We start from the raw sequence: 23,077 nt of genomic DNA, 5'->3' as shown, positions 1-23,077 counted from the left end.
AAGGCAGACGGACCAGGGTCGGACGGGCCAAGGCAGACGGACCAGGACGGACAGGCCAGGATCGGCCAAGTACGGCCGACAGGCCAGGATCGGACCCGCCCAGGATCGGACAGGCCAAGGCCGACAGGCCGCCCAGGATCGGACCGGTCCAGGTTCAGAAGGGGTGGACCCCTACGGGGGTCGCCGGGGCCGGGCCGTAGCCCTCGGCGATGCGTTGGTGGTAGGTCTGGCGGTCGATGACCTCGAGGCCGACGATCTCCCAGGGCGGCAGTCCGGCGGTCTGGCGGTGCTCGCCCCACAGGCGCAGGGCGACGGCGGCCGCGTCGTGCAGATCGCGGGCCTCCTCCCAGTACCGGATCTCCGCGTGATCGGGGGCGTACCGGCTGGTCAGGAGGAAGGGGTGGTCGTGGGCGAGTTGTTCCAGGGCGCGCCGGACCTCGTGGAGCGGGGCCTTCTCGCCGGAGACGCTGAGGGTGACGTGCCACAGCCGGGGGGCGTCCGAGGGGCGCGTGCTCTCGGGCTCCTCGCGCTCCTGCGCCCGGTAACGCTCCCCCGCCGCCACGCTCGTCAGGGCCCGCTCCTCACCGCTCGTACTCCCGCGGGTCGCTGCCACCCCAGGGCGCACTCGTCTCACGACGACCTCCTTTACGCGGCGCTCGAGCGGACGTGTCCCGCGGATCCCGGTCGCCGGGACTCACCGAGACTTCACTGAGACAAAGTTGAGCAGGCCGCACGGCTCCTTGGGGCGGTTTCACGGAACGTCCCCCACCGGTACGGACCGTTCGGGGCCCTCCGCAGACAGCCGTTCGACGGCCTCAGGGGTGGAGGATCACCAGGTCGTCGCGGTGGACGACCTCCCGCTCGTACTCGGCGCCCAGTTCGCGCGCCAGCTCCCGGGTGGACCGCCCGATCAGCCGGGGGATCTCCTTGGCGTCGAAGTTGACGAGGCCGCGGGCCACCGCGTGTCCGGCGGTGTCGCGCAGTTCGACGGGGTCGCCCGCGCTGAACTCGCCCTCGACGTCGGCGATCCCGGCGGGCAGCAGCGACTTGCGCCGCTCCACGACCGCGCGCACCGCGCCGTCGTCCAGGGTGAGCGAGCCCTGCGGGGTGGAGGCGTGCTGGAGCCAGAGCAGCCGGTCGGCGGAGCGTTTGCCGGTGGGGTGGAAGTAGGTGCCGGTGTCCTTGCCGGCGAGGGCGTCGGCGGCGTGCACGGCGCTGGTGAGGACCACGGGGACGCCGGCGCCGGTCGCGATCCGGGCGGCCTCGACCTTGGTGACCATGCCGCCGGTGCCGACGCCCGCCTTGCCGGCGCTGCCGATCTCGACGTGCGCGAGGTCCTCGGGGCCGCGCACCTCGGCGATCCGGGAGGTGCCCGGCCTGCTGGGGTCGCCGTCGTAGACGCCGTCCACGTCGGACAGGAGCACCAGCAGGTCGGCGTGGACGAGGTGGGCGACGAGCGCGGCGAGGCGGTCGTTGTCGCCGAAGCGGATCTCGTCGGTGGCGACGGTGTCGTTCTCGTTGACGATGGGGAACGCGCCCATCGCGAGCAGCTTGTCGAGGGTGCGCGAGGCGTTGCGGTGGTGGGCACGGCGGCTCATGTCGTCGCTGGTCAGCAGCACCTGTCCGACGCGGACGGCATAGCGGGCGAAGGAGGCGGTGTAGCGGGCGACCAGGAGGCCCTGGCCGACGCTGGCGGCGGCCTGCTGGCGGGCCAGGTCGCGGGGGCGGCGGCGCAGGCCCAGCGGGGCGAGGCCGGCGGCGATGGCGCCGGAGGAAACGAGGACAATCTCACGTTCGCCGCCGCTGCGGCTCTTGGCGAGGACGTCGACGAGGGCGTCGACCCGGTCGGCGTCCAGTCCCCCGGCGGCCGTGGTCAGCGACGAGGAGCCCACCTTGACGACGATCCTGCGGGCCTCGCCCACGGCCTGCCTTGCGCCTGCCACCTTGTTTTTCGTCCCCTCGCGCGGCTGTCCCACTCCTCTCGCAATCTACGCGAACGCACCCCGGGGCCGCGCGCGAGTTCCACTCCCCGGACGATCCCCCTGCGTAATCGTTTGCTCACACTTCGCGTACGGCAAAAAGGTTGTACTGGTTCCACATGGAATCTGAAGGGAATACAAATTTATTTTGAAGTTTGTGTCACCTACAGTTCGCCCTGTGAAGCGCATACTCCTCAGGTCGGGGAAGAGCCCCTTCGACGTGATCCCCGTCGAGGAAGCCCTCCACCGCGACGTCTTTGCCACCAACTCCGGCAACCTGATCTTCAGTGACGCCACACACAAGATCCTCACCGTGCCCGGCAGCGCGGAGGTGGTGTCCAACGGCATCGCGACCCAGGTCAGCGCGGCCGCGCGGATCAACGAGGAGTATGACGCGTTCGTCGTACCGCTGGCCAACGCCTTCCGGCCGACGTTCGAGGCCCCGCTCCAGCGGCTGACGCAGCTGATATCGAAGCTGAAGATCCCCGTCGTGGTGGTGGGCGTCGGCGCCCAGGCCGGTCTGGACAACGACCCGGCGCGGCTGAAGTCCATGGAGTCCACCGTGCGGGGCTTCGTCTCCGCGGTGCTGGACCACAGCGCCTCCATCGGCGTGCGGGGCGAGTTCACCGCGAAGTACCTCACCGACATGGGCTTCAAGGACGTCGAGATCATCGGCTGCCCGTCGCTGTTCATGCACGGCGAGCGGCTCGAGGTGACCAAGCGGGTGGCGGCCATCACCCCCGAGTCGAGGATCTCCACCAACGGCTCGCACACCGCGGTGCGCGGAGGCCTGAGCAAGATCCTCAGACGGGCCCATGAGAACTACCCCAACCTGCGCTACATCGGGCAGAACCTCACCGACGCCCGCCAGCTGCACTGGCGTGACACCGACTCCTCGGCCGGCCGGGTCCGCGAGATGCCGACCCACCCCGACCACCCGATGTACCGGGAGGACAAGGTCCGGGTGTACATCGACCCGGTCACCTGGATCGACGACCTGAAGGAGTTCGACTACTCGTTCGGCTCGCGCATCCACGGCAACATCGCGGCCCTGCTGGCGGGGACGCCGGCCACCGTGCTGGCCTTCGACTCGCGCACGCTGGAGCTGTGCCGCTACTTCGAGATCCCGCACCGGCTGCTGAGCGAGGTGCCCGCGGACCTCGACCCGGCCGAGCTGTACGAGGAGGCCGACTTCAGCGCGCTGACCGGCAACCACCGGGAGCGGTTCGACCGGTTCACCTCGTTCCTGGACAAGAACGGGCTGGAGAACACCTTCACGCACGGCGACGGCGGCAAGGCCTTCGACGAGCGGCTGCGTGCGCTGCGCTTCCCGGAGGGGGTGCGCCCCTGGATCGACGCGGACGTCGCCTCGCTGACGAGCCGGTTCGGCTGGCTGCAGCAGCGCATCACCGAACTGGACGCCCACAACACCCAGTTGAAGCGGGAGCTGGCGAAGTCCCGGGCGGGGGCGAAGGCGGCCGCCAAGGCCGCTGCCGTGAGCGTGCCGACGCCGTCGATCTACCGCAGGGCGCGCCGGGTGATGGGCCGGGCGCTGAAGCAGGCGAAGTAGCACCGCGGGCGCGGCTCAGGCGGCCACCCGGCCGTGCGGCCCGGTCCCCCGCTTCCTCAGTCGTCCCAGCCTGCGCCGCACCTTGCGGGTCGCGCCGCGCAGGAAGGTCTCGGCCGGGGTCTGGCGCCAGCCCGGGTACGCCTTCGCCTCGCGCGGTTCGGCGAGGTAGACGCGGTCGGGGACGCCGTCCTTGCGGGAGCGGTAGCCGGGGTAGGCCAGATAGAGCTGGGTGCCGCCCTTCTTCAGGACGGGGCGGGGCTCGTGCTTGGCCTTCATGAACTCCAGGACGTCCACCAGGAGGTCCGGGCGCCGCATGGCCACCAACTGGAGCCGCAGCCGCTCGTGGACCCTCAGCCGCTGGGCGACGCCCTCGTTCCAGTAGGCGTCCATCAGCGGTTCGGCCAGGTCGAACTTGGTGCGCCGGATCTCCTCGTCCTGCCGGAGGAAGACCGGGCCGAACTGCGGCAGCAGCGTGACCTGGAAGGGCCGGACCATGAGCACGTCCCGCTTCGGGCCGGGCGGGACCATCCGCTCCAGCAGGCCCATCAGGGCACGCGCGGAGTCGAAGCGCAGCTGGTAACCGCCGCTCTTGGTCACGTGTTTGCCGTCGTCGCGGCCCACCAGGTAGTAGCAGGTGTAGTCGGCGACTATCGAGACGCCGTCGGCCCGCAGATAGGCCTCCATCGTGAACAGCGCGTCCTCGCCGGTCCACAGGGACTCGTCGAAGCGCATGTGGTGACGCTCCAGCAAGGCACGGCGGAACAGCTTCTGGGCGCTGAGCGTGAACTTGATGTTGGAGGAGAAGACGTCCGTACGGTCCTGGTTCGCGCCCCACATCGACCGGGGCGCCTTGCGGTTGACGCCCTCGACCCTGCCCAGGCAGACATCGGTGCCGTTGCGGTCGGCCATGGCGACCATCCGCTCCAGCGCCTCGGCGCCGAGCCGGTCGTCGGCGTCGAGGAAGAACACGTACCGTCCGGTGGCCCTGGCCAGGCCGACGTTGCGCGGGCCGCTGGGTCCGCCGGAGTTCTCCTGGCGGATCACCGTGACCGGCATGGGAGCGCGGGCGGCGAACTCCTCCAGGTAGTCCCCGGTGCCGTCCGCGGAGCCGTCGTCGATGGCGACGACCTCGATCCGGGACGGGTCCAGCGTCTGTGCCTCGACCGAGGCGAGGCACTCGACCAGGTACGGCATCGCTTCGTACGCCCCGATGATCACCGTGACGTCAGGCTGCGCACGAGTCACTTTTCCCTCTCATCACGCAACGGTTGCCCTAGTTCAATGTTCCAGCTACCCGATAGACGGTCGGCTCGGCGTACGGGTTGTCCCGATACCCGAAGGTGTCCCACATCACAGAATGCCGAAGGGCCCGGCCTCCCGGAGACGTTCTCCGGGGGCCGGGCCCTTCGTCATACGGCTGTCAGCCCGCCGTAACACCGTTGGTCAGTTCCGCGCCTCCACCGGGCGCCGCGCCGGTCGCGCCGTCCGCGCCGTCCGCCGCGGCGGCCCGGGATGCCTGGCCGACATTGCGGGCCTCGGCCTTGAGGGCGAGGTCGGCGACGGCCGTGTTGAACTGGGCGAGAGAGGTCGGCTCGTCGGGGCCGAGCAGGTACTCCTTGAGCTCCTTGCGATCCTCGGCCAGCGCGTCGGCGGCCGGGTCGCGCACCGCGCCGAGCAGCTGGTCCAGCTCGGCGGCGGAGTTGGTGAGGATCACGGCCGCGCGCACCGCGGTGTTCTGCCGCCGGAACTCCTCCGCGCCCAGCTCCGCGGAGTCCGTCACGGCGTACGGCTTGCCGCTCGCGATGAAGTCGGAGACCACGCTGGAGATGTCGGAGACCATCGCCTCGGCGGCGTTGAAGCAGTCGTACAGGCGCGGTTCGGCGCCGGTGATCACCCGGTGCTCGAAGTCGGGGAAGGACCGCCAGTAGGCGTCGTTCCACTCGGTGCGCAGCCGGGCCGCCTCCTCGTGCTTGCGCATGTCGACGATGCCGTCGCGGCTGGTCACCGCTTCGTCGGCCTTCTCGTCGAAGGAGAGCGAGAGGTCCTCGAGGCGGGCCTTGAGGCGGGTCAGCTCGGCCTTCGCCGCGGCCTGGGCCGCCGCGTCGCCCCGGAAGCGGGAGTCACCGGCGCGCTGCTCGGCGGCCTTCTTGACCAGGGCGATGATCCGCCGGTGCGCGGCACCGGCCGCGGCGCTGCGGGTGCCGGTGAACGGGTGCGGCTTGTACAGGACGCGGACCGGGGGCTCGGCGGCGATCAGCTTCTTCACGATGTTCTCGCCGGCCAGCAGGATGGAGGTGTTGCCCGGGTTGTCGTCCCAGCCCTCCCAGGTGGGCGCGTACAGGACCGTGGGGATGCGGTCCTTCGGGGCGCCGGCCCAGGTCTCGATGGGCGCGAGCTGCGGGCGGCCGACCTCGACGATGTCCTCGTCGCGGATGCCGACGTCGGCGATGGCGTAGCGGTCGCGGCCGGCCCGGCCGGCCGTCCACACCTCGTCGTACACCTTGCTGAACGGGTTGACGCTGGCGAGCTTGTCGCTGTCGCCGTGGCCGATGAAGACGTGCTTCATGGTGGGCACGCGCAGCATGTGGATGTTCTTGCCGACGTTCGCGGCGTACAGCGTGACCCGCACCATGGAGAGGTCCATGTTCATCAGGTGCACCCCCCCGGGCACGCAGATGACGGGGACCGTCGTGGGCGCCATCCGCTCCAGGACGGAGCGCTCACGCAGGATGATCAGCGGCCGGGTGTCCAGCTGCTCCATGGTCTCCAGCCACATGTTGACCTGGTAGGCGGACTCCTTGGAGCCGGAGAAGTACAGCACGGTCTCCGGGCGGTACTCGCGCAGCCAGGCGCTCACCGTGGCCAGCACCTTGTCGGGCTTCGGCGGCAGCCGGCGGGCGCGCAGGTGCGGCACCAGGAGGGCGACGTACAGCGCGCCGAGGGCCAGGGTCACGGCGACGCCCACGTAACCGGCGAGGTCGGTGCCGGTGAGGGCGCAGACGAGCAGGCCGGCCATCGCCGCGAGGTCCAGGTGGAGCATCTTCTGTCCGGCCCGGGTCAGCAGCGCGCGCGGCGGGGCGTCCGGGATGGTCAGCCGGGAGGCCAGGTCGACGTTGCGGGTGACGACCGGCATCTGGCGGCGCTTGCCGATCAGGGTGACCAGGGCGCCGTGCGGGGCCTGGAGACCGAAGAAGAGCGTGAAGCAGGCGATCGCCGCGTAGAAGACCGGCTCCTCCGACAGGTCGAGCCGGGCCAGCAGCAGGATGAGCAGCAGCTCGCGGACCAGGAACCGGGTGGACAGGCCGGCCCTCACCTTGTTCAGCAGGGTGATGAGGTAGGTGCCCTTGCGGTGGAGATAGAGGTCCGCCAGGTACGTCACGGCGGCCGCGGCGGCGAAGGCGGGGGTGCTCGGGACGAGCGCGGCCAGCATGAGGCAGGGGTAGCCCAGCATCATGAGGACCGCCGCGGCCAGTTCGGCCGCGCTGCCCACCCGGGCCACGCGAATGGCAGTGGATATCACGGAGAAACCTGCTCTGGGAGGGGTGCCGGTCATAGAAGCCTAAAAAGTCCGGAAAATCCTTTGTGAAGGTTTCGGGATTCTTACGCTTCAGGCCTCTGTGAATTCTCCGTAAACAGGGAGCCACAGAGGCCTGAAATTCGATGGCTATTTGCGGTTGATTATGCCACGCCGTCCTGTCGGTCGAGCACCGAGGCCAGGGCCTGTTCGAAGCCGGAGGCCTTGCCCGCGGCGGCCGTGGGGTCCTGCTGGCGGACGTCGATGACGTGCCCGGTGAGCTCGGAGAGGAGGACGTCGAGCGAGGTGCGGGCGACGGCCTCGGAGGAGAGCAGGCTGCCCGCGGGCTCCTGCCCGAAGGCCTTGGTGCGCATGGGGGTCGCCGTGCGCTCCGGGTTCACGCAGTTCACCCGGATGCTGTCGCCGGCCCACTCGTCGGACAGGGCCTGGGTGAGGTTCACCATGGCGGCCTTGGTCGAGGAGTAGAGGCTGTACTCGGCGCGGCCGCGGGTGTAGCTGCTGGAGGTGTACAGCAGCAGCTGGCCCTTGGTCTCGGCGAGGTACTTGTAGGCCGAACGGGCGATCTGCACCGGCGCCAGGTAGTTCACCTTCAGCGCTTCCTCGATGGTCGCGTTGTCGGTCTCGGCCAGCTTGCCGATGCGCAGCACCCCGGCGGTGTTGACGACGTAGTCGATGCGCCCGGTCTCGCTGTAGGCCTTGGACAGCGCGTCGTCGACCTCCTCCGGGTTCTCGACGTGCGTGCCGGTGGTGGAGCGGCCGAGGGCGTACACCGTGGCGCCGTAGGACTCGGCGAGCTCGGAGATGTCCTTGCCGATGCCGTAGGAGCCGCCGAAGACGACGACGGTCTTGCCGGTCAGCAACTCGCGGTAGACCTCCTCGCCGTACGGCTCGGGGGTGGCGGTGGAGGCCAGCTGGAACAGCTTGTCGGCGATGAAGACGTCGACCGGCTGAGTGACCTTCATGTTGTACTCGTCGCCCGCGACGACGTGGATCGGCACGTCCGGCAGGTAGCGCAGGACGACCGTGCAGTCGTCCGTGGCCTGGAAGTTGGGGTCGCCGGCCGCCACCTCGTAGGCCCGCTTGATGGTGGACAGCTTGAAGGCCTGCGGGGTCTGGCCGCGGCGCAGCCGGGAGCGGTCCGGGATCTCGGTGATGAACTCACCGTCCTCGCCGTGCGTCCGGGTGACGATGATGGTGTCGGCGGACGGGATGGCGACGTCGACGGCCTGGTAGCGCTCCAGGGCGGTCACGCAGTCGTCGATGACGCGCTGGGAGAGCAGGGGGCGTACGGCGTCGTGGAAGAGGACGTTGAGGTCCTCACCCTCGGCCAGGCCCTCGCCCAGGGCCGTGATGGCGCGCTCGGTGGTCTCGTTGCGGGTGGAGCCGCCCTCGATGATCCTGGAGACCTTCTTGAACCCGGCCTTGGCGACGATCTTCTCGATGTCGGGCACATAGCCCGGCGCCATCAGCACGATGACGTCGTCGACGGAGTCGGCCTTCTCGAAGGTGGTCAGGGTGTGCTCGATGACGGCCTTGCCTGCGATCTTCAGCAGCTGCTTGGGGATCGACAGACCCACACGCTGACCGGTGCCACCGGCCAGGATCACTGCGGTCGTACGGGGCTTGGCTATGTGCTGGGACACCAGAAGACCTACCTTGGGGCGACAGGGAACGGGGAAATGGTCCCACTTGCGGTTACCGCGATGCAAGGTGAGCGCCCTTCACTGCATATGTGCGCGCCACCCGCCATTCACCTTGAACCGCTGGTGATTGGTAAGACGTGTACGGAACCCATGAGGATGCTCCCTGGAAATCCTGTGAGTAACTCCACAGGGGCCGAGTGATACCTGAGAGTAACGGTGAACGATGGTCAGTGACGGCGAAGCCGCTTGAGGCAGCGATGCCCGAGGACTCTCACCAGTTCCCTGGAGGAGGTCTGGTGCACCCCGCGCGCGCCGGGCCGGCCCGCCCCGGCCTCGGCCACCGCCGCGAGCGCGCCGTACAGGGCCTGAGCGGCCACCTCGGGGGCCATCCGGGGCTCCTCGCCGCCGTCGGAGGCGGCCGGTTTCGGCACCGCGGACAGAAGTGCCGGATCGCCGAGGACCCTTACGCCCATCGCGGTGATGCGCTCGGCCATCTCGGCGCCGATCCCGGCGGCCGCCTCCACCGCCCACCCGGGGGTGGAGATCTTCACGTCCCGTGACGTGGGGCTGCACGCGTTCTTCATATGCATCACCGCGCCGTTGCGGATAAGTTTCGAATAAAGCTCGTCCGGCAGCCCATTGCCCCGGAATTCTTTATTGAGATTCCGCAGCATTTCGGTCTCGGCTAGGGTGAGGGAACGATTCGCGGTGTCCGGAACCGGCTGCAGCAGTTTGTCCGGAAGACCCAGCAGCGCCTCGAAGGTGCGCATCAGCCCCTCGCGGTCCCGGTCGTCCACCACGACGACGGTGACCCGGTCGGCGCCGACCACCCGCACCCACCGCTCGACGAGCCGGTCGTGCCGGTGCCGCCGCCAGAAACTGGGGTTGGGCTTCTCGTACGGGGCCTTGCGGAGCATGTGCTCCAGCCACTCCTCGTAGCCCATGCGCAGCCCGTTCTGCACGTACTGCTGCCACTGCGAGGGCATGATCTTCGCCAGCGGCCGCAGGGTGACCAGGACGTGCACCCGCGCACCGCCGAGCTGCTCGACGACCCGCTCGATGGTGGCGTCGTCGGGGGCGTCGGCGAAGAACTCGCTGCTGATCACTGAGGTCTTCCGGCCGCCGGCGGCCACCTGCTCCACGAACTGCTGCCAGTGCCGCTCGGTGGGGGTGGTGTCACCGATCATCCCGCCCCGGGAGCAGGCCGCGAGCACGGCCTGCATGGGGTGCCTGCTCGCGGCCGGGAACTCGACGCCGTACGCCGGCATCGTCTCCTTGGCCCCGAAGAGGGCGCCCTGGATCGAGGTGGTCCCGGTTTTGTGCGGGCCGATGTGCAGCAGGCGGGTGCCGGCGGGCAGCGGGGCCGGTCGCGCGGTCTGCGCGGTCTGAGGGCTGCGCTGCGCGGGCATGGCCGCGAGTTCGGCGCGCGCGTTCACCGGGGCGTCGTCTCTCGTACAGTCCGTCTCCATGGTCAAGGGACGGTAAGAGACGTTCCTTAGAGTGCGCTGAGAGGAGCCTGGGACACAGATGAGCCCCAGGCTCCGGTCACACAGTTTTCACACCGTGCGGACGGTCGCGATCGGCTTCAGGGGCGCCGGAGACCACGCCGTAGCTGGAAGGAGGACCGCGCACACACGCCCAACACGGGGACGGCGAAGGACCCGTTGCGGTGCACCGCAACGGGTCCCGGGCGCGTGCCTCAGAAGGGCTCGAAGCCCTCGAACTCCTGGGTGGCCTCGTCGCGTTCGGCCTGGCGGTCGCGGCGGCGCTGGGCGGCCGGACGGGGCTCGTCGAGGCGGTGGTCCTCACCGCGGCGGCCCAGCATCTCGGCGCCGGCCATGACGGTCGGCTCCCAGTCGAAGACGACCGCGTTGTCCTCGGGACCGATCGCCACACCGTCGCCGGCGCGGGCGCCCGCCTTCATCAACTGCTCCTCCACACCGAGGCGGTTGAGGCGGTCGGCGAGGTAGCCCACGGCCTCGTCGTTGTTGAAGTCGGTCTGCCGGACCCAGCGTTCGGGCTTCTCGCCGCGGACGCGGTAGAGGCCGTCCTCCTCCAGCGTGACGGTGAAGCCGGCGTCGTCCACGGCCTTGGGACGGATGACGATCCGGGTCGCCTCCTCCTTCGGCTTGGCGGCACGCGCCGCGCCCACCATGTCGGCGAGGGCGAAGGACAGCTCCTTCAGCCCCGTGTGGGCGACCGCGGACACCTCGAAGACGCGGTAGCCTCGCGCCTCCAGATCCGGGCGGACCATCTCGGCGAGGTCCTTGCCGTCCGGTACGTCGATCTTGTTCAGCACCACGAGCCGCGGCCGGTTGCCGAGACCGCCGTACTGCTTGAGTTCCTCCTCGATGATGTCGAGGTCGGAGAGCGGATCGCGCTCGGACTCCAGGGTCGCCGTGTCCAGCACATGCACGAGCACACTGCACCGCTCGACGTGGCGCAGGAACTCCAGGCCCAGCCCCTTGCCCTGGCTGGCGCCCGGGATGAGACCGGGAACGTCGGCGACGGTGTAGACGGTCGACCCGGCGGTCACGACACCGAGGTTCGGCACGAGGGTGGTGAAGGGGTAGTCGGCGATCTTCGGCTTGGCTGCGGAGAGCACGGAGATCAGCGAGGACTTGCCGGCGCTCGGGTAGCCGACGAGGGCCACGTCCGCGACCGTCTTCAGTTCCAGGACGATGTCCTGGAAGTCACCGGGCTCGCCGAGCAGCGCGAAGCCGGGCGCCTTACGGCGGGCCGAGGCCAGCGCCGCGTTGCCGAGCCCGCCGCGACCGCCCTGGGCGGCGACGTACGAGGTGCCGTGGCCGACCAGGTCCGCCAGCACGTTCCCGGCCTTGTCCTGGATCACCGTGCCGTCCGGCACCGGCAGGATCAGGTCCTGGCCGTCCTTGCCGGAACGGTTGCCGCCCTCGCCGGGCTTGCCGTTGGTCGCGCTGCGGTGGGGCTTGTGGTGGTAGTCGAGGAGGGTGGTGATCGACTGGTCGACGACCAGGATCACATCACCGCCACGGCCGCCGTTGCCGCCGTCCGGGCCGCCGAGCGGCTTGAACTTCTCACGGTGGACGGAGGCACAGCCGTGGCCTCCGTTACCCGCGGCGACATGCAGCTCGACGCGGTCCACGAAGGTGGTCATGGTAGGTGCCTCCAGCACTGCGAAAACGTACGGATGTGTCTTACTGCCTAACACGCGAAAGGCGGACCCGCCTTCCCGGAAGGGAAGTGAGGTCCGCCTCGCGAAGCGTTGTTCGGTCTAAGCCCTGATCAGAGGACTCAGGCGACCGGAACGATGTTCACGACCTTGCGGCCACGGTGGGTGCCGAACTGCACCGCACCGGCCGCGAGCGCGAACAGCGTGTCGTCGCCACCGCGGCCGACACCGGCGCCCGGGTGGAAGTGGGTGCCACGCTGGCGGACCAGGATCTCACCCGCGTTGACGACCTGACCGCCGAAGCGCTTCACGCCGAGCCGCTGGGCATTCGAGTCGCGACCGTTCCGGGTGGACGATGCGCCCTTCTTGTGTGCCATGTCTCCTCAGTCCCTTACTTCGCAGCCGCGGGGATCTCAGTGACCTTGATCGCCGTGTACTGCTGGCGGTGGCCCTGACGACGGCGGTAGCCGGTCTTGTTCTTGTAGCGAAGGATGTCGATCTTGACGCCCTTGTGGTGGTCCACGACCTCGGCCTGGACCTTGATGCCGGCCAGCACCCACGGGTCGCTGGTCACGGCGTCGCCGTCGACAACGAGCAGGGTCGAGAGCTCGACCGTGTCGCCAACCTTGGCGGTGGAAATCTTGTCAACCTCAACGATGTCGCCGACAGCAACCTTGTGCTGGCGACCACCGCTGCGCACGATGGCGTACACGCGGATCTCACTCTCTCGCTCGGAAACGGCACCCCCGCAGTCCAGCCGCCCGGGAAGAGTCACGGACGGCCTCTCCCTGTGCCACCGGCGGACCGGTGTCCGGGAGGAAGAGGTTTACGGGGATGTGGCGCGCCTAGGGGACACACCGACGCTCAAGGTTACGGGGCGGCTTTGCGAGGGTCAAACCGAGCCCCGTCCGCTCTCACCGCTGCTCGACCTCCCGGTCCACGTACTCCTCCACGCCGAACTCCGACGTGTCGAGTTCGAAGTCGAACGGCGCCGGAACGCGCACCGGCCGCCCGAACGGCACGTTGGTCCGGGACCGGTACCCCTTGGGAGACGGATCCCACATGACGTTGATCTCCCCGATCCGCATGTCGAGCAGCAGATACACCGGGACGATCTGTCCGTACGTCGCCATCTTGTCGAGCCAGTCGACGTCCTTGGTGGAGTCGGAGGTCAGCTCGGCGACGAGGGAGAGGGCGGAGGCGTCGGCGTGACGGCCGTCGGCCTCGAAGGCGGATTCGTCGGCGACGTGCAGGTCGGGGCCGCATGCCCGCTCGGAGCCGGGAAAGACAAAGAGGAAGGGAGCGACGTCGACGTCGTGCCCCTCGGGAGCGTGTGGCTGCAGCTGAAGTCGAAGTGACTTCATGACCCGCTTGTAACGCAGCTTCGACCACGGCGACACGACGATCTTCCCCCGGATGAGCTCGGCCCTGTAGCCGACAGGTGTGTCCATCTCCTCGACGATCTGGAGCATCTCCTCGTAGGAGCCACTCGGCGGGGCGTCTATGGCCCGAGGACGCTCGGTCATGATGGTCACCACGATCCTCCACTGGTCACAGAACGTGTCACCTTCACCACGATAGCGTTGGGGCATGACGGCTGCGCGACCCTGAGCAAGGCTCACACCCCAGCCGCCGAACGCTCACCCGGCACCCCAACCTCACACCACAACAGCTTTCCGCCCTGCCGGGAGGGGCCACTACCGAGCGGATACCCGCCCCACGCCTGCGCGTAGTGGCATACGAGGAACAGTCCACGCCCGCTGTCCGCCTCCGCGGGGACAGGTCCGACGGGCCCGGACCGCTTGCCGAAGGGCGGCGGAATGTACGGATTGGCGTCCCAGACGCTCACCCGGAGCCGGGTGCGGGTGAGGCCGCGCAGGCGGAGGGTGGCGGGGCCGGTGGAGTAGCGGTAGGCGTTGGTGACGAGTTCCGACGCCAGGAGTTCTGCCGGGTCCTGGAGGCGAGACATGCCATGGGTGGCGAGTACGGCCCTGAGCGTGACACGGGCGATGCGGGCGGCTCGGGGATCGTGGGGCAGTTGGAGGCTGTACGCCCAGTTTGGTGACACTTCGCACTCCGACGGGGATACGGTGACCATGAACGCCTCCTGCGGTGGGGGGTGTTGGTCCGCTCGACGGCCCGGCCGGGCGGTGGCAGTGCCGCGACGCGGTGCGCTTCCGGCTTGTCGGCGGGGTCGATTGGGCGGTTCGAGACTCACCGTAGACTGCTGGCGCTGAATGTTTTGCAGATCCAAGCAAAAGGTTCAGGGATTTACCTCGTGTGAGTGACTTCCACACCAGGTGTACGGAACGGAGAGGACTTGGCACCACGAAGCGTCCCGACGGCCCGCCGCCTCCGCATCGGCATCGAACTGCGCCGCCTACGGGAACGTGCGGGCATGACCGCCGCCCAGGCTGCCCGCTCCCTTGGCACCACTCAGGCGCAGGTCAGCAACATCGAAGCCAACCGCTTCGGCGTCAGTGCCGAACGAGTGCGCACGCTCGCCAACATCTACGGCTGCACGGACGAACCCTTCGTCGATGCCCTCGCCAACATGGCAGCGGACCGGACACGCGGCTGGTGGGAGGAGTACCGCGACACCCTGCCGCCCCGCCTACTGGACCTCGCTGAACTGGAACACCACGCCACCGCCCTGCGTGTCACCCAGGTCATCAACATCCCCGGCCTGCTCCAGACCCCCGAGCACGCCCGCGCGCTGTTCCGCGAGGCCGTTCCCGCGCTGCGCCCGCACGAGATCGAGTTCCGGATCTCCCATCGCATCAAGCGCCAGGCCATCTTCCACCGCGAACAACCGCCCCTATACACCGCGATCGTCCACGAGGCCGCCCTGCGGATGCAGTTCGGCGGCCGTGAGGTGGCCAGGACTCAGCTGGAACACCTGACCGAGGCCAGCGAGCAGACCAACATCAACGTCCGCGTGATCCCGTTCAACGGCACGTCGTTCCCCACCACGGGACACGCCGTCGACTACTTCCACGGTCCGGTAGCGGCGCTCGACACGGTGGAGGTCGACACCGCTCATGGCAGTGAACTAGTCGATGCGGCAGGACAGTTGGAGAAGTACCGTCTCGTTCTGGATCGCATGGAGGCAGTCGCCCTGAAACCCGCCGCCTCACGCGACCTGATCCATCACATCGCCCAGGACATCTGAGGGACGAGACATGACCGAACCCAACTGGCAGAAGTCGTCCTACAGCGAAGAAGGCTCCGCATGCATCTTCCTTGCTGCCGCTCCCACCGGCGCAATCCTCCTCCGGGAAAGCGAAGAACCAGGACGCATCCTCACTACAGCTATACGCCCACTCGCAGCTCTGATAACCACGCTGCGAGCGCCGGAATGAGCTGGCGGAGTCTCAAGCGTTTCTCATGGTTGAGACTCCGCCAACTCAAGCAGCAAGAGCAGAGCATTCCACGACAGTGTGGCCTATGAGGGCGACAACAACACCAAGCGGTGAAGCTTGGCAGCACAGTGCGGGGCAAGCGGTACTTCTGCACTGTCGATACGGGCTTTACCGGCCCCTACCTCCAATACGAACATGTCCCCTTCGGTACATGACCGAACTCAACCGGCAGAAGCCTTGCTCTACAGCAAGGAAGGTTCCGCATGCGCCTACCTCGCCAGCAGTCCGACCGAAGTAATCCTCTTCCGCGAGAGCACCACTCTCATCAACTCGATGGACCAACAGGCCATATTCACTCCGCGTGAACCTTCGAATTGATCGACCAGATGCGTATAATCTTGATTCCTGAAATCCAGCCCAGCCTACACACTCGCCGTAAACGCCTTGAGCCCACCAAATCGGCGGGCTCAAGGACGGGCGCACGGTCACATCATCGAACTAAGTAAATGGCTTCCGATCACCAGGAGCCTCCTCAGTCAATTGCCCGAAAAATGCGTCTACATCACGGAGCGACAGCGGACTGCAGGCGGCTTGAAACTTCGTTCCATCACTCCACGCGATCATCCACCCTCCATCTGAAAATTCATGCCTTGCGCGCTCCACGAGCACGCCCTCCAAATCAGTCTCGCTCACATCGATCTCGATATGCCATCCAGGATTGTCCGTCGTGACCATCCTGATGCCGTATTCATGCTCCCATTCACCGTCGCAGTTGGACGCGTACCAGGACTGCATGAAACGCATTCCTTGACCTTCCTTAGGGGCATCCGAGGGGCTTTTCCCAGCCTTCCGGGGCACGCGCGTCACCACCGTTCGGCGAGTTGATGTGAGGCGTATCCACCTTTGTACCATCCGCATTCGTGTGAGCAGGCCCTTCCAGGTCGAATCTCTTCACGAGCTCGAACGGAGCTGGATTGCGAGGATTCGACTGCGGTGCCCATTCTGCATACTTTTTGATTTGACCCGTCCCCCCGTGGCGAACAAACGTGGTGTGAGGCCCCTCAGCGTCGTAGTTGGGCCGCTGCCCGGGCTTTCGCCCCATGTTGTGAACCAGGACGCTGACGTCATCCGCCACAACATAGTACGTGTGCAAGTCCGTAACCGTGAGGTTGTGGACCGTCAAAAGCTGTGTCCAGCGCTGTACCTCAGCGATCCGCACAAGGGTTCCTGTTGAGGTGCTGAGCCACTGGCCCGGCTCGAGATCGGTCGCGCTGATCCAGTCCCGGATTTCGGGGACCCAGAAGGGATGCCCGTCGGTCGCAGTGACAGAGGCGGTTTCGGAGCCATTGTCGCCATCAATGTCGATGGTGACCTTCACCAGGTGCTTGGCTCCCACGCCCTTAATCTCCGCCGTCACCGGTTCGATCGCGGTCGTGCCGGTCTCCGGGTCGGTGGCGAGGACCTTGTCACCGATCTTGACGTCCTTGATGGCCTTTGTGCTGCCATCGGCCATCAAGACCTGTTGTTCAGGGACGAAACTGTTCGGGACAGGGCAGGATGCCGCAGCCTCGACCGCCTCTTCGGCCGCCTCCTCCGCCTTCTTCGCCCTCTTCTCGAACTTGAACCAGTCCTTGACGGCGGACACCAGCTTGGCGCCCAGGCCCCAAATGCGTTTGCCGAGGGCCGCTGCCTTGTTCCACTTCCAGGGCGCCGCGTACTTCCCGCCCAGCTTGCCGATCAGACCGCCGGCGAAGCTCGTGGCGACGTTCAGCAGGGTCGCGCCGCAGGCGCCCAGGTTGCCCGTGGTGAAGCAGTCCAGGGCGTCCGTGATGCCGAGCTCGTCCATCGCGATCTTGGCGAGTTCTCTGGCGGCGTCGGCGATGCGCTTCTTGGCCCCGTCGGCCTTCCCGCGCTCCTGGTCCGCCTTGTGCTCGGCAGTGGTCTGACCGTTGGTGGGGTAGAGGAACTTGCCGTCGTGGTCGTAGCAACCCGCGGTCGTGCAGCCGGGGCCGTTGTCCGCGGTCCACACCGTGTCGGGGTTGTTGGCGCTGCAGCCGTCGCAGAACATCCCGCTCGCGTCGCTGCTCGTGACCGGGTTGCTGTTGGCGTAGGCGTACCCGTTCATCTGCTGCGGGTCGCTGTAGTCGATGACCGGGTCGACCGAGATGAAGCGGCCGGTCGAACGGTCGTACTCACGTGCTCCGACATTGACCAGGCCCGTCGACTCGTCGACCGTCTTGCCCAGGAAGCCCTTGTCGTTCACCCAGGTCTTGGCGTCGTTGCCGCGCTCGCTGCCGTACGGGTTCATGCGGCGGCGCGTGACCGAGCCGGTGACCGCGTCGACCGCGATCTCCGCCGTGCCGTGCTGGTCGGAGGCGAGGAACTGGACGCCGCTCCCTGTGCGCATGGCCACCGTGGTGGCGCCGAAGCCGTAGTACCGGGTTGCCGTGACCGCCTTGGTCGTCGGGTTCAGGCGCAGTTCCATGCCCGGCAGGTACAGCGTCTTCTCGCCGCCGACGTTGCGCAGCAGTCGCTGGCCCGAGGCGTCGTACACGTAGTCCGTCGTCTTGGCGCCGGTGACCTTGGTCAGCTTGTTCTGGGCGTTCCAGGCCAGGTCCTGGGTGTTGCCGCTCAGGACCCGCTTGGTGGTGTTGCCCGCGCTGTCGTACGCGTACGTGTCCTGGGACTTGACCTCCGGGTTGCCCCCGTAGGCCGGGGTGAGGGTCTCGACCTTGGTCAGGGCGTGCGGGCCGCCGTCGCCGGTCTCGCCGGCCGTGCCGTCCTGGTCGGCGTCACCGTAGAAGTATTCACGGGTGACGTCCGGGGTGGCCGACGTCCCGAAGCCGTGGATCGTCTCCGTCTTGCGGTTGCCCGTCACGTCGTCGACCGTGTACGAGCGCCAGTACGGGGCCGGTCCCCCGACGGTGGAGGCGGAGGGCGCGGTGGCACAGGCGGCGTTCGTCGTACCTGTGCCGATCGCGCTGTCCGGTGTCGTGCTGCTGGTCCACGCCTGGGTCATCCGGCGCTGCCAGTCGTACTGGAAGCACTGGGTGTCCGCCTGGCCGCCGGCCGGGTTGTCCGTGATGGAGGTGACGTTGCCGACCTGGTCGTAGGTGTAACGGGCGTCGTAGGCGACCGAGGCCGAGTCGTTGGTCTTGACGAAGGAGTGCGTCGTACGGTCGGTGCCGCGTTCGTACTCGAAGCCCAGCTCGGTCGCCTTGGCCCCGTCCCCCTTGCTGGTCAGGACGAGACGTCGCAACTGGCTGGTGGTGGAGTACTCCGCCTTGTCGACGTACGTGTAGTCGGTCGAGCCGTACACGCTGCGCAGTTCCGTCTGCCTCTGCAGGGTGTCGTACTTGGGGAAGAGCTTCTCCGTGGACAGCCCGCCGGCCGCCGGGACGGTCGACGTCAGGACGGTTCCGTCGGTGTTGTACGTGGTCGTGTAGTCGTAGGTGCCGCCCAGTTCCGGCTCGGCGGTCTTGGACACCGAGTAGCGGGTGGTCAGGGGCTGGTAGTTGGTGTCCAGCGCCGTGACAAGGGTGGCGGCGTAGACCGCGCCGTTGACGTACGTGTACGAGCCGTAGGCCTCGCCCTTGGCGACCGTGTCGTACGTCTGGGCCGTGAGCTGCTTGCCCGTCGTCGCCTCGCCCTCCCAGGTGGAGGTGACGCGGCCCATCTCGTCATAGACGGTGGAGACCTTCTTGCCCTGCGTGTCGGTCGCCGACGCCATCTGAGTGGTCGCCGTCAGGCGGTCCAGGATGTCGTAGTCGTACTTGGTGAAGCCGGCGTCCGGGTCCTGGGCGGTGATCTTCCGGCCGCGCAGGTCGTAGCCGTAGGACCAGAGGTTGCCCTTCTCGTCCTTCACCGTCTCGAGCTGTCCGGCTTTGTTGTAGGTGTACTTGGTGGAGACGTAGTCCGCGGATGTGCCGGTGGGGAGCGGGCTGCCGCCCTTGTACTGGCGCAGCTCGACCGTGCGGTCACGGCCGTCGGTGAACGTCGTGGTCGGGGCCTGGCCGTTCGGCGGATCGGTGTGGACGCGGTCGCCGCCGTAGGCGTACGTGGTGCGCCAGCGTTCGTCGCCCGCCACCGCGTAGATCTCGGCGGTCTTGCGGCCCGCGCCGTCGTACTCCGTCAGGCTCTGGGCATTGGTGTCTCCGTTGCGGACGTCGAACGGTGTGGCACTGGGTGCGCCCGTCGTGTAGTAGTCCGTGTTCGTCTTCACGACGCGGCCGAGGCCGTCGTAAAAGGTGTCGGCGACCATGCGCCCGCTGTTCGGACCCTCCGTCTGGACCTGGAAGGGGCGCAGGCTGCCGTCGTACAGGGTGTACTCGGGGGTCCCGTACGTGCCGCCCACCTGGATCTTCTGCGTGGTCACGACGGACGGGGCGTCCTGACGGACGTCGTACGCGTACTTGATGCTGGCTGCGGAGCTCCCCTTCGTGACGTCAGGGAGCCAGACGTCGGTGAGGCGGCCCAGTCCGTCGTAGGCCAGGTCGGTGCGCTTGAGGTTGGGGTCCGTCTGGGCGGTGGGCGTGCCCCAGGCCGGGTTGTACTCCGTGACGGTCTGCCAACCGCGCTTGTTGGTCTCGACCTTCTTGGTGGCCAGGCCGTCGGTGTCCGTGTAGGTGATCGTCGTGGCGGTGCCGGCGGCGTCGACCACCTTCTTCGGGCGGCCGTAGGTGTCGAAGTCGGAGGTCGCGAGCTCGGTGATCGTCTCGTAGACGGGGGTGTCGGTGACCGTCAGCGAGGCGAGTCGCTGGACCTTGGTGGTGTCGCCCTTCGTCGGTCCGGCGCCGAGGGCTTGGCCGTCGTAGAAGGTCAGGTCGTCGGAGAGGGTCTCCTTCGCATGGTTGGAGACGTCGGCACAGGTCGTCGCCGTCTTGTGCACCCGGTACGGGAACGCAAGCATGTGCTTGTCGGCGTTGTCCGCGTAGTACGTGAGGGTGCACCGGTTGTCGGTGGCGTCGCCGTCGATTCCGAAGTCGTCGACCTTGGTGGCGCGGCCGGTCGCCGCGTCGTACGTGTTCGTGCCCTTCGTCACGCGCCACTTGGGGCTCTGCGCCGTGTAGCCCTCCAAAGCGGTGTAACTGATGGTGTCCTTCGGGCGCAGGTAACGGGACTCGGTCGTGCCCCAGTCCTGCTTGCGGGAGCCGGTGAGCTGGCTCCAGGGGGTGCTGATGTTCTTGGAGACGATCGCGTCCGCGCTGAAGGAGCCGTTGTACGTGGTCGTCTCGAGCTCGAAGCCGGAGAGGTGGTCGGCATCCGTGTACGTGTTCCCGGCCGAGTCCTTGAGCGTCTCGGTCCGCTTGGCGCCGGACGGTGTCTCGTCCCCGTCGAGGCCACGGAAGAAGACGTGTTCGGTGCGGCCGTTGTCCGCCGCGACGACACCGCCTTCCGAGGCCCGCACGCGGACCTTGCCGTAGCCGCGCCAGTCACCCCACGTCAGGTACTTGGACTCGGTGATGCCGTCCGCGCGGGACTTCCGCCAGCCGGCGTCGCCGATGTAGTCGTACGACGTCGTCATGTCGGGGCTTCCGCCGACCAGGTCGGTCTGGGTGACGGAACTGACGACGTACTTGTGGAACCAGTCGGTGATGGGGTCGTCGAGACCAGGCGGGTTCCACTTCACCGGGTAGCAGCGCTTGGTGGACTCGCCCTCCTTCGGAAGCGCGGTGGCGGAGCAGTCGGCGTCGGCGTAGTTGACGCTGAGCTGGCCGCCGGACTCGTTCTGGACGCCGACGAGGCGGAACCGGTTCATCGCCTGGATGTTGTCGCCCGCGACATCGACGCGGTTGGGGAACTGGTTGCCCAGGAGCTCGATGTCCGGCATGGACGTCGTGGTGCCGACCCGGCCCTCGTGGTCGATGTTCTGCAGCCACAGCGACTTGGAGCCGTCACCGTTGTCGGTGAAGACGTGGGTGAGCTTCCAGTGGTCGACGTCGGACCAGCCCGAGCCCGAGCGGATCTGCGTGGTGACCGACGACAGCCGCTTGCGCGTCCAGAAGGTCGGGGAGTTCTGGCCCTCGCACTTGGTGCCGGCCGCGCAGTTCCGGTCCCAGGGGACATCGGGCCAGCGGGTGGCGGTCGCGTCCGTCAGGTCGCCCGGCTCACAGTCGGTGGCGGCGGCGAGACAGCGTTCCTCGGGGGTGAAGACGACACGGGCCGGGGCGGCGGTCGTGTACACCGAGCCGTCGCGCTGGCCGTAGTCCACCCGCTTGAGGTAGCCGCCGCGGACGTACGGCGTGCCGTTCTCCGTGTACTTGAGGTTCTGCGTGTAGTAGTTGGTCTCCTTGCCGTAGTAGAAGGACATCACGTTGCCGTGGGTGTCCTTCACGTACGACAGGTTCCAGCGCCAGGCCTGGTTGCAGGACGAGGCGTCGAACGTCGACTCGTGACACGGTTCGCCGCTGTCGTCGCCGTAGACGGGCACGGTCCAGGTGGAGTCGGTCGTCGGGTCGGGGTCCGTCGTGCCCGTCGTGGCCGGGTCGTCCGAGCGCCAGCCGGGCAGGCGGTCCAGGCCGAAGTAGTACTCGGTGCCGTCGGTCGTCGTCAGACGCCAGTGCTCGCCGTCGTTGTCGCCGTTGGTCGCACCGGTGAGCTTCTCGATCTTCGAGTTCTCGTCGCTGCTGAGGCGCCACTTACCCGTCTCGTCGTCCTTGACGATCTCGCCGGAGGTGCCGCCCGACAGGGTGACCGTGGCGTTGTCGTACGCCCAGCACTGGTCGCCGTTGGCCTTGTCCTGCCCGTCCTGGGCACAGCCCTTGTAGCGACGCTCGATGTATCCGGGCTCGTAGCCGAAGCCCTGACCCACCCATGAGCCCTGGGTGTTGGTGGCCGCCGTCTGGCCGTCGACGGACTGCGAGCTGTAGCCCAGGCTGACCGAGGGGGCCAGGCCACCAGGCACCGGCGGCGTCCGCATCGGGTACGACCAGTTGAAGGCCCCCGAGGAGTTGGAGACGCTCCATTGCGAGGAGGGCTGGAGGGAGGTGGCCGCATAGGTGCCTTGGTCGCCCGAACTGCCCGCGGTCGCCGCGAGGAGGGTGGCACCGGTGCTGCTGGACGCCGACTTGAGGGTCTGGGTGGTGACGCCGGTCCGGTCGGGGGCGGCGTCTACCGTGGCCGTCAGGGTCCGGTCCGAGAGGGAGTTCGTGGTTTTCAGCTCACGCGGGGTGGAGCATTCCTTCTTCTGCGGGGTGGTGAGCAGACACTCCGGATACTGCATGAAGCGCAGACGCGAGCCGTAGCTGCCACCGTAGGCGTCGGCGAAGCCGGAGTAGTCGAGCTGGACCCTGGCCTTGCCCACCGTGGTCACGCCGTCGGCGCGGGCGACCTTCAGAAGGACACCGTCCACCCCTGCGGCGAGCGCCTTCTTGCGGGCGAGGACCTCTACGGTCAGTTCGCCGGGACCTGTCGCGGCGGGGGCCGATGCCTTCAAGGGCAAGCCCTTGACCTTCGCGAACCTGGCGGACACCGCTGTCTGCGCGCGGCCGGCCTTCGGCCAGGTGACCTTCGCCGGATCCGTGACCACGGCTGAGTCGACCGGGTTCTTCTTCGGTTTCTTCGCCTTCGCGTCGCTACCGCGTGCCGGTCCTCGGTCCTGCTGCAGTTCGGGCAGGTCAAGGTCTTTCGCCTCGGCTTGAGGGGCGTACTGCGGCAGTAGACCGATCGCTACGGCGATACCGACGGCGGCCGCCGCTCTGCGCCGTGCGGTGCGGTTCCAGAGCGCCGGACGGGCGCGGAACCACAATGGCGTGGACATGACTACTCCCATCAGGGAAGAGGGGGACGAGGCTTCAGGGGAGGCGGCGGAGCACGTGCTCCGCCGCCTCGACCGCTG

The 23,077-nt window shown here is 67.9% G+C and carries 16 protein-coding genes; 3 read left to right on the top strand and 13 right to left on the bottom strand.

The window, feature by feature from the left end:
• Positions 1-154: 154 nt before the first annotated feature.
• Together AQJ64_RS33360 and proB are read right to left on the bottom strand one after the other, a co-directional pair.
• The gene (locus tag AQJ64_RS33360) at positions 155-634 is read right to left on the bottom strand and encodes a hypothetical protein (RefSeq protein ID WP_099053897.1); all 480 of its coding nucleotides are present in this window, start codon (positions 632-634) and stop codon (positions 155-157) included.
• 181 nt (positions 635-815) lie between these two features.
• Positions 816-1,922 carry a glutamate 5-kinase gene (gene proB, locus AQJ64_RS33355; protein ID WP_055632593.1) on the bottom strand — a complete coding sequence of 369 codons (1,107 nt, stop codon included), beginning with the start codon at positions 1,920-1,922 and terminating at the stop codon, positions 816-818.
• A 235-nt stretch (positions 1,923-2,157) separates the two neighbouring features.
• Here proB and AQJ64_RS33350 point away from each other — a divergent pair, with 235 nt between their 5' ends.
• Positions 2,158-3,549, top strand: a complete 1,392-nt coding sequence (locus AQJ64_RS33350; protein WP_055632592.1) for a polysaccharide pyruvyl transferase family protein — start codon at positions 2,158-2,160, stop codon at positions 3,547-3,549.
• Positions 3,550-3,564: 15 nt separating this feature from the next.
• Here the strand turns inward: AQJ64_RS33350 and AQJ64_RS33345 are convergent, their stop codons facing one another.
• From AQJ64_RS33345 to AQJ64_RS33305, 9 genes are all read right to left on the bottom strand, one after another.
• On the bottom strand, positions 3,565-4,794 hold the full coding sequence (locus AQJ64_RS33345) for a glycosyltransferase family 2 protein (protein ID WP_055632591.1): 1,230 nt from the start codon (positions 4,792-4,794) through the stop codon (positions 3,565-3,567).
• A 175-nt stretch (positions 4,795-4,969) separates the two neighbouring features.
• Positions 4,970-7,069, bottom strand: coding sequence for a hypothetical protein (locus AQJ64_RS33340; RefSeq protein WP_167738968.1), 2,100 nt, complete (start codon positions 7,067-7,069; stop codon positions 4,970-4,972).
• 158 nt (positions 7,070-7,227) lie between these two features.
• Positions 7,228-8,727 (bottom strand): bifunctional cytidylyltransferase/SDR family oxidoreductase, encoded by a 1,500-nt coding sequence (locus tag AQJ64_RS33335; RefSeq protein ID WP_055632590.1) that lies wholly within the window; start codon positions 8,725-8,727, stop codon positions 7,228-7,230.
• 227 nt (positions 8,728-8,954) lie between these two features.
• Entirely contained in the window at positions 8,955-10,196 is a 1,242-nt protein-coding gene (locus AQJ64_RS33330; RefSeq protein WP_079062094.1) for a hypothetical protein, read from the bottom strand.
• Between the two features lie 230 nt (positions 10,197-10,426).
• Entirely contained in the window at positions 10,427-11,863 is a 1,437-nt protein-coding gene (obgE, locus tag AQJ64_RS33325) for a GTPase ObgE (RefSeq protein ID WP_055632589.1), read from the bottom strand.
• Between the two features lie 137 nt (positions 11,864-12,000).
• Positions 12,001-12,255: a 50S ribosomal protein L27 gene (gene rpmA, locus AQJ64_RS33320; RefSeq protein ID WP_055632588.1), complete on the bottom strand. Its 255-nt coding sequence runs from the start codon at positions 12,253-12,255 to the stop codon at positions 12,001-12,003.
• Between the two features lie 14 nt (positions 12,256-12,269).
• Positions 12,270-12,590: a 50S ribosomal protein L21 gene (gene rplU, locus AQJ64_RS33315; protein ID WP_007381993.1), complete on the bottom strand. Its 321-nt coding sequence runs from the start codon at positions 12,588-12,590 to the stop codon at positions 12,270-12,272.
• Positions 12,591-12,792: 202 nt separating this feature from the next.
• Positions 12,793-13,404, bottom strand: coding sequence for a Uma2 family endonuclease (locus tag AQJ64_RS33310; RefSeq protein WP_055632598.1), 612 nt, complete (start codon positions 13,402-13,404; stop codon positions 12,793-12,795).
• A gap of 92 nt (positions 13,405-13,496) precedes the next feature.
• Positions 13,497-13,976 (bottom strand): ATP-binding protein, encoded by a 480-nt coding sequence (locus tag AQJ64_RS33305; RefSeq protein WP_055632587.1) that lies wholly within the window; start codon positions 13,974-13,976, stop codon positions 13,497-13,499.
• 222 nt (positions 13,977-14,198) lie between these two features.
• Here AQJ64_RS33305 and AQJ64_RS33300 point away from each other — a divergent pair, with 222 nt between their 5' ends.
• Together AQJ64_RS33300 and AQJ64_RS46800 are read left to right on the top strand one after the other, a co-directional pair.
• A complete protein-coding gene (locus AQJ64_RS33300) occupies positions 14,199-15,050 on the top strand; it encodes a helix-turn-helix domain-containing protein (RefSeq protein WP_055632586.1) in 852 nt (283 codons plus the stop codon).
• Between the two features lie 10 nt (positions 15,051-15,060).
• Complete coding sequence (locus AQJ64_RS46800; protein ID WP_079062093.1) at positions 15,061-15,240, top strand: DUF397 domain-containing protein; 180 nt, start codon at positions 15,061-15,063, stop codon at positions 15,238-15,240.
• 498 nt (positions 15,241-15,738) lie between these two features.
• On the opposite strand, the gene AQJ64_RS46795 is transcribed toward AQJ64_RS46800, so the two are convergent.
• Both AQJ64_RS46795 and AQJ64_RS33295 read right to left on the bottom strand, forming a co-directional pair.
• Entirely contained in the window at positions 15,739-16,044 is a 306-nt protein-coding gene (locus tag AQJ64_RS46795) for an Imm53 family immunity protein (protein WP_159060322.1), read from the bottom strand.
• 13 nt (positions 16,045-16,057) lie between these two features.
• On the bottom strand, positions 16,058-22,999 hold the full coding sequence (locus tag AQJ64_RS33295) for a polymorphic toxin-type HINT domain-containing protein (RefSeq protein ID WP_157880863.1): 6,942 nt from the start codon (positions 22,997-22,999) through the stop codon (positions 16,058-16,060).
• Positions 23,000-23,077 lie beyond the last annotated feature (78 nt).

This window comes from Streptomyces griseoruber (genome assembly GCF_001514205.1).
Lineage (GTDB): Bacteria > Actinomycetota > Actinomycetes > Streptomycetales > Streptomycetaceae > Streptomyces > Streptomyces griseoruber.
The sequence above is the reverse complement of the archived record's forward strand: the minus strand, read 5'-3'. Positions and strand labels throughout refer to the sequence as shown.

Bases quoted from the DNA above. Each gene is read 5' to 3' on its own strand.
- AQJ64_RS33295 (WP_157880863.1), bottom strand. From the start codon at position 22,999: ATGTCCACGCCATTGTGGTTCCGCGCCCGTCCGGCGCTCTGGAACCGC.
- rpmA (WP_055632588.1), bottom strand. From the start codon at position 12,255: ATGGCACACAAGAAGGGCGCATCGTCCACCCGGAACGGTCGCGACTCG.
- AQJ64_RS33330 (WP_079062094.1), bottom strand. From the start codon at position 10,196: ATGGAGACGGACTGTACGAGAGACGACGCCCCGGTGAACGCGCGCGCC.
- AQJ64_RS33305 (WP_055632587.1), bottom strand. From the start codon at position 13,976: ATGGTCACCGTATCCCCGTCGGAGTGCGAAGTGTCACCAAACTGGGCG.
- AQJ64_RS46800 (WP_079062093.1), top strand. From the start codon at position 15,061: ATGACCGAACCCAACTGGCAGAAGTCGTCCTACAGCGAAGAAGGCTCC.
- AQJ64_RS46795 (WP_159060322.1), bottom strand. From the start codon at position 16,044: ATGCGTTTCATGCAGTCCTGGTACGCGTCCAACTGCGACGGTGAATGG.
- AQJ64_RS33310 (WP_055632598.1), bottom strand. From the start codon at position 13,404: ATGACCGAGCGTCCTCGGGCCATAGACGCCCCGCCGAGTGGCTCCTAC.
- obgE (WP_055632589.1), bottom strand. From the start codon at position 11,863: ATGACCACCTTCGTGGACCGCGTCGAGCTGCATGTCGCCGCGGGTAAC.